Source organism: Bradyrhizobium sp. 45 (assembly GCF_023073155.1).
GTDB classification, from domain to species: Bacteria; Pseudomonadota; Alphaproteobacteria; order Rhizobiales; family Xanthobacteraceae; genus Bradyrhizobium; species Bradyrhizobium canariense_D.
This window is the reverse complement of the sequence record NZ_JADPIX010000120.1, coordinates 1-2,603: the sequence shown is the minus strand read 5'-3', so window position 1 is coordinate 2,603 and position 2,603 is coordinate 1. Positions and strand designations below refer to the sequence as shown.

3 protein-coding genes are annotated in these 2,603 nt (G+C 59.7%); 2 read left to right on the top strand and 1 reads right to left on the bottom strand.

Annotated elements, in window-relative coordinates; all coding sequences use genetic code 11:
* Positions 1-283: 283 nt before the first annotated feature.
* Entirely contained in the window at positions 284-1,024 is a 741-nt protein-coding gene (locus IVB42_RS20195; RefSeq protein ID WP_085386237.1) for a Crp/Fnr family transcriptional regulator, read from the top strand.
* A 417-nt stretch (positions 1,025-1,441) separates the two neighbouring features.
* Positions 1,442-1,624, top strand: coding sequence for a hypothetical protein (locus IVB42_RS20190; protein ID WP_085350878.1), 183 nt, complete (start codon positions 1,442-1,444; stop codon positions 1,622-1,624).
* 247 nt (positions 1,625-1,871) lie between these two features.
* Here the strand turns inward: IVB42_RS20190 and IVB42_RS20185 are convergent, their stop codons facing one another.
* Positions 1,872-2,135, bottom strand: a complete 264-nt coding sequence (locus IVB42_RS20185) for a hypothetical protein (protein ID WP_007592736.1) — start codon at positions 2,133-2,135, stop codon at positions 1,872-1,874.
* Positions 2,136-2,603 lie beyond the last annotated feature (468 nt).

Below are 2,603 nucleotides of genomic sequence, written 5' to 3'. Positions count from 1 at the left end.
TCGCCGCAGCGCTTGCCGCGTCCCGGAAAGCGAAACTCCCTATGGTGTTACCCATGCGCATTTCGCAATTGTGCAGCGGGGCGCTGGGACCTAACTCCTAAATCATCCTGAGAGACAACAATTCGCCTCCGAGGCGCGTGTGGTTGGAGTTTTTGAGATTGAGAGCTTCCGCAGCTGAATTGGACTTCGGGGCGCGAGGCGTAGGCGGATTCAAACAAAGTTCGAGTTGGCCGCCCTATGACGCTCGAAATGCGATGCGGCGGATCGTTCGAGGTAGGCCGCAGTGACGCTTCCCGCCGAAATTGGCAACCGACTTCTGGCAACACTGCCGGCGGCGGACCTCGAACTGCTGGCGCCCGAGCTAGAGATGGTAGCGCTCGATCGGGATGCGGTCGTCTCGCAGGCGGGTGACCAGACCGAGCACGTCCTCTTTCCTCATAGTGGCGCCATTTCTGTGATGATCGACATGGCCAACGGACAGACGGTCGCCAGCGCCGCAATAGGGCGCGAGGGAGCAGTAGGCACTCTTTCCGTGCTGGGGCCGTCCCCTTCGGCCGTTACCGCCGTCGTTCGTGCCGCGGGCATCGCCTCGCGGATCCCCGCATCGCGATTCCACGCCGCTTTTAGCCGAAGCGCCGCGATCCGCCACGCAGTCCAGATTCATTTCAAAGCGATGCTGATACAGCTACAAATCGGCGGCGCCTGCAATGCTCTGCATCCGGCCCAAGCCCGCATGGCACGCTGGCTGCTCCATCTTCGCGACCGCGCCGACCACGACGTCCTCGCACTCACCCAAGAGGCGCTTTCGCAAATACTGGGTGTGCGACGAACGACAGTGACGCTCCTGATGCGCAACCTGCGCGCTTCCGGAGCGATCAGATCTGAACGGCGAGGAGAAATCGAGATTGACCCATTGCGGCTCGCAGCGGTGGCGTGCGAATGCCACGATACCATGCGTCTCGAAATCGAGGGGATCTTCTCTATGAATGCAGCCCGGTCTCGCGCTTTGGTTCTGCCGACGTAGTAACTGAAACGGGGGGATGCCGCAAACCATCGCGCCTTTCGGCGTGATAGCCCGTTATCCCGAACATGGACGATGTGGCCAATGTGCAACGGGCGCCTAGCTTCTCCACGGCAATGTCCGCAACCGAACAATCCCGCTCATGAGGTACGCGTACTATCGGCGCGCCATGTACTGGAGGCCTGTGGATGACCTTTTCAAACGAAAGATCAGACCTTATTGTCTCTTTGGGAAAGCGTGCGGCGACAGGTGTTGGCTGATCGCGCAAATGGCGGACGCTCCCGCGTTGTTGGCGACAATCTGCGCACCTATGCTGAATCGCTCCGTTCGGAAATGGATCGACGGGAGCTCACGTACGCCTCAATCAGTTCAACTGAATGAAGCCGAGGGTGCCTTTGGGGCACACAGACGATGAGAGACATGCAAGAGCAGCTGGAGAACCTCCTCAAAGCCGCAGCCGACTGCAAATCGATCAGCGATCTGGCCACCGACCTGCAAAAACGAGAGTTGTTCGCGAGGCTTGCCGATCATCTGAGCGTGTTGGCTTCCGAGGTCGAGCGTGCAATTGCTGCGACAGCCTTTGGCACCAAATTGGAGCGATAAGAGGATATGGCCCGACACCGATGATTGGGAATCAGCATGCGATGAGCGGAGGAGGACATGACTGCGGAGCGGCCTCCGTGCGAGTGTGCAATCGCGCGCTCGCCTGGCCACTAGTCGGAAGGCCTATCTGCGCGTGCAAGGCAATCAGCTAACTTCGATCGTCAGCTGCGACCGCGGGTAGGCGTACAGCCCTGACCTTGCAGGATATCCCCGGCCAGCGCGCTTTATTACGAAGGCTGCGTCATGCTCATTCGCTATAGGACCTGCGTTGCCCTGTTTCGGCAGCCTCATTCGAGGCCAAGCAACGCCGCGCCCGCTCGATCTGGGCGCCGGTGGCCCCGTGATTACGGGCATACATCTCAGCCAGGGCCGCCGAATACTTAGCAACGTAGTATTTGACCTCTGAGCAAGAAATCCGCTCTCCCGGTCTGTGCTGGCGCGCAGCATAGGCTTCAGAGCTAAGCGTCATCAGAAACAAGGCAGCAGCGCCAATCGCACGCGTGACAGTCATTGTCATCCCCCGCAGCTACTAGGTTCGTTGCAGAGAGCAGGCCTGAATCGTCCCGATCGCGCAAATTAACAGTGGTGCGCTGGTGCAACGTGTTGTGGACTGTTGCTTTCATGCCCCAGCTTCGTGAGCACCGGCCCGCCTATGCTGGCGAACCCCGTGCAAATCCAGGCTCGTCGACACAGATGTGCGACAATTGACGTCCCCATGTAAGCTGCATTGCGCAACGGGACAGGCCGCTCTGATCATCTCAGGAACCCAAGGGCGCGACACGCCGGCCGGCGCCGCTCTTAACGGGCACAAACCTCTCCTGCGCCGCCTGGGGAGGACCTCACGATGCCGACCAGCAATTCAACCCTCTGCGCGGATGACCGTAAGCGCGAAGCCGATACCCTTGCTTCAGAATTCGAATGAACGTGCGAAAGAAGCCTCCGGCTTGGACGGAGGTTTCGGATGGGATTGGACAGCAAA